The 5,982-nt window shown below is 73.7% G+C and carries 5 protein-coding genes; 3 read left to right on the forward strand and 2 right to left on the reverse strand.

Going from position 1 to position 5,982, the window contains the following annotated elements:
- Positions 1-1,138, forward strand: a 1,138-nt coding sequence (locus VGR37_15045; protein ID HEV2148719.1) for a serine hydrolase domain-containing protein, incomplete at its 5' end; no start/stop codon positions are given.
- A gap of 87 nt (positions 1,139-1,225) precedes the next feature.
- Here VGR37_15045 and VGR37_15050 read toward each other — a convergent pair.
- Positions 1,226-3,259 carry a M13 family metallopeptidase gene (locus VGR37_15050; protein ID HEV2148720.1) on the reverse strand — a complete coding sequence of 678 codons (2,034 nt, stop codon included), beginning with the start codon at positions 3,257-3,259 and terminating at the stop codon, positions 1,226-1,228.
- Between the two features lie 283 nt (positions 3,260-3,542).
- Here VGR37_15050 and VGR37_15055 point away from each other — a divergent pair, with 283 nt between their 5' ends.
- Together VGR37_15055 and VGR37_15060 are read left to right on the forward strand one after the other, a co-directional pair.
- Positions 3,543-4,352 (forward strand): hypothetical protein, encoded by an 810-nt coding sequence (locus tag VGR37_15055; GenBank protein HEV2148721.1) that lies wholly within the window; start codon positions 3,543-3,545, stop codon positions 4,350-4,352.
- 438 nt (positions 4,353-4,790) lie between these two features.
- Complete coding sequence (locus tag VGR37_15060) at positions 4,791-4,958, forward strand: hypothetical protein (protein HEV2148722.1); 168 nt, start codon at positions 4,791-4,793, stop codon at positions 4,956-4,958.
- Between the two features lie 24 nt (positions 4,959-4,982).
- Here VGR37_15060 and VGR37_15065 read toward each other — a convergent pair.
- The coding region (locus VGR37_15065; GenBank protein ID HEV2148723.1) for an ATP-dependent helicase C-terminal domain-containing protein at positions 4,983-5,982 on the reverse strand (1,000 nt) is incomplete at its 5' end.

Genomic DNA, 5,982 nt, shown 5'->3' on the forward strand with positions numbered 1-5,982 from the left:
GGGCGGAGGCGGGCGCGCGGGGTCGCGCCCCGCGGCGGTGGTGGAGCGCTTCCTGACCGCCCCGCCCACCCCGGTCCCCCCCGAAGCCGTTGCGGAGGCCGTGGGGCGGGTCCGCGCGGCGGTGGAGCGCGAGCAGTTCCCGGGCGGCGCGGTGGCGGTGGGGAACCGCGACCTGGTCCAGGAGGTCGCCGTCTTCGGGCGGACGCGCTGGGACGAGGACGCGCCCCCCGTGGACCCGGACTCCACCCTGTACGACCTGGCCTCGCTCACCAAGGCCGTCGCCACGGCCGCGGCCGTGATGGCGCTGGTGGAGGACGGGCGGATGGAGCTGGACGCGCCGGTGCGGCGCTACCTCCCGGAATTTTCGGGCGGGGCGAAGGACAGCGTGACCGTCCGCCAGCTCCTCACGCACACCGGCGGAGTCCGCGCGGGCGCCGTGGAGATCCGCGGCGAGACCCCCGCCGCGGTGCGGCGCTACCTCCTGGGCCTTTCGCTCGCCCTCTCGCCGCGGCAGGACGTCCTGTACTCGGACCTGGGCTTCATCGTCCTCTGGCTCGCCGCCGAGCGCACCGCCGGGGAGCCGCTCCCGCGCTACCTGCAGCGCCGCGTGTGGGGGCCGCTGGGGATGGAGTCCACGAGGGTGGGCGTCCCCCGCGGGTGCCCCCGCTGCGCACCGACGCTGCACCTGGAGCAGCGCAACGAGCCGTACACCGGCGGCTCCTACGACGAGGTGGCGCGCCGGCTGGACGGGGTCGCGGGGAACGCCGGCACCTTCTCCACCGTGCGGGACGTGGCCCGCTTCGCCGCGATGATCGCCAACGAGGGGCGCCTGGGCGACGCCCGCGTCTTCCGGCGGCGCACGGTGCAGGCCTTCACCCGCCCCCAGCCCGGGGCCGGCACACGCGCCCTGGGGTGGGAGGTGTACTGCCGCGAGGGCGTGGTCCCCGACCAGGACGCGTGCGAAGAGGTGTACGCCTTCGGCCACACGGGCGTGACCGGCACCTCGCTCTGGATCGCCCCGGAGACGCGGAGCTGGGTGGTCCTCCTCACCAACCGCACCTACCTCCCCCGCGCCGAGATGGACGTGCAGGCCTTCCGCCGACGCCTCTTCGAGACGGTAACGGCCGAGGAGCAGTGAACGGCGCCCCCACCGGGATCTCCCGGCAGGGGCGCCGTTCCGCACTTCGCACTCACGCACTCCCGCACTTCGTTCTCCCGCCCCTCCCTACCAGATCTTCACCCGCTCCCCCTCCGGCCGCACCATCGGATCCCCCGCCGTGCACCCCCACGCAGCCGCGAACTCCGGCATGTTGGAGAGCGGGCCGTTCACCCGGAACTCGCCCGGGGAGTGCACGCCCGTCTGCACCTGCAGCCGGAGCGCCGGGTCGCGCCAGAGCTGCCGGCGGGCCTGGGCGTAGGCCAGGAAGAAGCGCTGCTCCGGCGTGAAACCGTCGATCAGTACGCGCGGCTTCCCTTCCAGCGCCCGCTGCATCGCGTGGAAGGCGATGGCGACCCCCGCCACGTCGGCGATGTTCTCGCCCATGGTCTGCTTCGCGTTCAGCGGGAGGCTGTCCAGCACGGTGTAGGCGCCGTACTGCCGCTCCGCCAGGGCCGCCAGCTCGCCGAAGCGCCGGGCGTCGTCCCTGGTCCACCAGTCGCGCAGGTTCCCCTCGGCGTCGTACTTCCGCCCCTGGTCGTCGAAGCCGTGCGAGATCTCGTGCCCGATCGTCGCGCCGATCCCGCCGTAGTTGGCGCCCGCGTCGTACGCGGGGTGGAAGAAGGGCGGCTGCAGGCGCCCCGCCGGGAAGACGATCTCGTTGCTGCTCGGCGCGTAGTAGGCGTTCACCGTGGGGACCGTCATGAACCACTCCGACCGGTCCACCGGCGTCCCCACCTTCTCCAGGTCGCGCCGCGAGGCGAAGGCGACGCCGCGGCGCAGGTTCTCCAGGAAGTGGCCGCGCGCCACCTCAAAGCCGGAGTAGTCGCGCCACTGCTCGGGATAACCGATCTTCCGGTCGAAGGTGCCCAGCTTCTGGAGCGCCTGCTTCCGCGTCTCCTCGCTCATCCAGGGGAGCGTCTCGATCCGCTCGCGGTAGACGGCGAAGAGGTTGTCGATCATCTCGTCCATCGCCGTCTTCGCCTCCGGGGTGAAGGCGACGCTGGCGTACTCCCGCCCCAGCACGTCGCCCAGGAGGGTGTTGGCCTGGGCGAGACAGCGGCGCCACCGGGGCTGCATCTCCTGCGCGCCGGTGAGCGTGGAGCTGTACGCGAAGGCCTGGTTCACGAAGGGCGAGCTGAGCCAGGACGCCGCGCCGTTCACCGTGCGGAAGCGGAGGTACGCCTTCCAGTCCTCCAGCGGGCGCTCGTCCAGCGCCCGGGCCATGGCCTTGAAGAACTCCGGGTGGGAGACGTCGAGCGAGTCCACCCGCTGCAGCCCCCGCGCGTCCAGGTACGTGCGCCAGGAGAATCCCGGGGTGAGCGCGTCCGCCTCCGCCACCGACATCAGGTGGTACTGCGCCGCGGGGTCGCGCCGCTGCAGGCGGTTGAGCGAGGGCTCGGCCAGGACCGTCTCCAGCGCCAGGATGCGGTCCGCGTCCGCGGCGGCCTTCGCGGGCGGGTCGCCCAGGAGCCGGAGCATGGCGGCGACGTGCTCCCGGTAGTCGGCGCGCATCTTCTGCGCGGCGGAGTCCGTCTTGAAGTAGAAGTCGCGGTCCGGGAGCCCCAGCCCGCCCTGGTTCACCTCGAAGATGTTCCGGCGGCTGTTCTTCACGTCGCGCGTGGAGCCGGCGTTGAAGACCACCTCCCGCCCCGTCCCGTGGAGCCGCGTGATCTCCTTCCGGAGCGCGTCCCGGGTGCGGATGGCGGCGATCCGGTCCAGCTCCCCCCGGATGGGACGGGCGCCCTCGGCCTCGGCGCGCGCGCTGTCCATGCAGGTGGCGTAGAAGCGCCCCAGCCGGCGGCGGTCCGGGTCGGTGGTGGTCTCGGCCTCTCGCGCGGCCGTCTCCATGACGGCGCGCACCAGCTCGTTGTTGCGGTCCGCCAGCTCGTTGAACCCGCTCCAGGAGGAGTAGGCGGCCGGGATGGGCGTCCGCTTCGCCCACCCGCCCGTGGCGAAGCGGTAGAAGTTCTTGCAGGGCGCGCAGGTGGAGTCGATGTCCGCCGGGTCGAGCGCCGGGACCACGGGCGTCTGCGCGGCCGCGGCGCCCGCCAGGAGGACGAGCGCCAGCGGCGCGGCGAAGGCCGACTTGCGTAGGAGCATCTGCGGAGCGGTGCGGGTGGCGCGGCGGGATCGCCGCGAGGATGCGGGGCGGGGCGCCCCGTCTGTTTGGACGCCCCCGGCCGCCGCGGGGTTGCAAGGGCGGCCGGAAGGCCCGGCTTCAACATGGCCCGGGCGCCGCCCGCCCACAACTCCCCTGACGGCCCCCGCGCACCGCGGCGGCAGTGCGGTGTACACGAACGGATTGGGCGCGGCGGTCCGGTCGCGTTACATTTGGGGTGGAGCCGTGCGGCTCCCCCGACACCCGAGCCCGTTCGAACCAGACATGTGCGTCCTCTGCAACGCGGAAAGCCTCCGCCTTCTCGTCGTCCCCGCGGGCGGCCTCACCCCGCTCGACCTCGCCGAGTCGATCCGCGTGGCGCGCGAGGCCGCCGTCCAGTACGTGCTGGACACGGTGGACGACCTGCGCGAGGACCCCGCGGCCGATCTCCCGCTCACCGTGGACACGGAGGCGTACGTCCGCTTCGTGATCGAGCGGGCGGAGGAGGACGCCGTGGCGACCCCGGCGGAGATCCGCGCCTGGACCTCCGTGCTTTCCATCGAGTATGCCTCCGACGCCCGGGTGCAGGCCTTCCTCTCGTCCGCGGTGGAGTGGCTCGCCACGTACCGCTCCCGCATCGACGAGCAGCGGGCGATCCTGTCCCGCTACCTGGAGGCCCGGGCGGGGACGGTGGTCTTCACCGGCGTGGGCCCCTCGTCGGAGCTGTACTTCCGCCACGACGAGCACACCTACGTGGCGCTCACCGACGCCGACGCGCTGCAGATCGCCATGGACCGTATCTCGTGGGGGCTGCACCGCGAGGAGCCGCAGGTGCTCCTGCAGTACACTAGCCTCCCGGACGGCGCGCTCGACATCCTCTCCGACGCGCAGAAGCGCCCGGAGGACGAGGCGAACCAGGTGCTGGCCGGTATGGTGGACGTCGCCGCCCTGGCCGAGGACACGCTGCGGCAGCACGGCCACGCCTGGCTGGTGACGGACCCGCAGCTGGGCGATGCGGTGGAGCAGCGCTTCGGCGACCGGGTGGTGGTCCGCTTCCGGGAGTCGGAGGAGGAAAACGAGGGCGACGACGAGTAGCCCCGGTCGGCCCCGCCGCCTGTGGCACAGGGTGCCGTCGGGCCCCCGGGAGGAGCCGCTCCACCTGCTCAGGCGGGAGGCGCGGCTCCTCGTGCGTTGCGGGGGCCCCCACCCGGCGGCCTGAGAGCCGCCACCCTCCCCCATTCTGGGGGAGGGCTTCCTGTCAGGTGGGCGTTGGAGCGAGTCGGTGGCAGGCCCCCTCCCCAAAGACTTGCCCCCTCCAATCCCCCGCAAGCGGGAGAGGGGAGCACTGCAACTGCAGTTCGGCACGGTCGCGGAAGTGGTCGCAGGGAGGGGGTGGGGGTGGTCGGGGAAGAAGTGGATGTCTGAGCGAAGCGAGTGCTCGCAAGCGAGTCCCTTCGGGTTCACTTCTTCCGGAGACCATCCCCGCCCCCGACCGCCACGCGAGAAAGCCAGCACAACGAACGGGAGGAGCACGTGGACAAAGGAGAGCTGGAGCAGACGCGAGCCGTGAACCCGGCGCGGCGGCAGGATCCGCCGCGCCGCGAGCCGACGGAGGAGGAGAAGAAGGCGGAGGAGGAGCGGGTGAAGGGCACCCAGGACGCGGTGCTGGACCCCGTCGACGACGGGGGGATCGGCGGATAGCGTCCCCCGTCGCCCTGCCTGCGGCTACGGCCGCGGGCGGGTGCGGTGCGTGGGCGTGGCGGCGAGCGGGTCGTCCGGCCAGTAGTGCTTGGGGTAGCGCCCCTTGAGGTCCTTCTTCACCTCGAAGTAGCCGGTGCGCCAGAAGCTCGCCAGGTCGCGCGTGACCTGCACCGGCCGGCGCGCGGGGGAGAGGAGGTGCATCGTCAGCGGCACCCGGCCCCTGGCCACGCGCGGGGTCTCGGTCATCCCGAACACCTCCTGCAGCCGCACCGCCAGCACGGGCGCGTCCGGGTCGGAGTAGTCCACGGCGATGCGCGATCCGCTGGGCACCTGCAGGTGCGACGGGGCCAGCTCGTCCAGCGCGGCGCGGCGCTCCCACGGGATCCGCCCCAGGAGGACCGCGCCCAGGTCCAGCCGCCGGACCTCGTCCATCCGCCGCAGGCCGTACAGGTGCGGCCCCAGCCACTCCGGCAGCGTGGCGAGCAGCGCGTCGTCCGACGTGTCCGGCCAGGTGGGGTCGTGCCGGTGCAGGAAGGCGAGCCGCTCGCGGAGCTGCATCGTCTCCCGGGTCCACGGCAGCGACGCGATCCCCGCACGGGCGATCCCCTCCGCCAGGGCCGCGGCGACCCGCTCCGGGTCCGGGTCCGCCAGCGGCGCGTCGCGGAGCGTCAGCGCGCCCAGCCGCTCCCGGCGCCGTGCCCGCACGGCCCCCGACTCCGCGTCCCAGGCGACCGTCTCCTCCGTCTCCACCTGCTCGGCGAAGTGCGCCGCCAGCTCCTCCTCCGCGAGCGGCGCGGCGAGGTAGGCGCGGCTCTCCCGCCCCTGCCCGTCCAGCTCCGCGGCCACGAGGAAGGGCGCCTCCGCGAGCGCCTGCGCCCCCTCCAGCACCGCCCCGCGGCCGTTGCGCAGCAGGTAGCGCCCCGTCTGCCCCGGGCGCTTCTGCGCGATCCGGTCCGGGTAGGCGAAGGCCAGCAGGAGCCCGGCGGACCCGGCCTCGGCGTCCCGGTCGCGCGGGGGGATGCGC

The sequence above is a fragment of the Longimicrobiaceae bacterium genome (assembly GCA_035936415.1).
Taxonomy (GTDB): Bacteria; Gemmatimonadota; Gemmatimonadetes; order Longimicrobiales; family Longimicrobiaceae; genus JAFAYN01.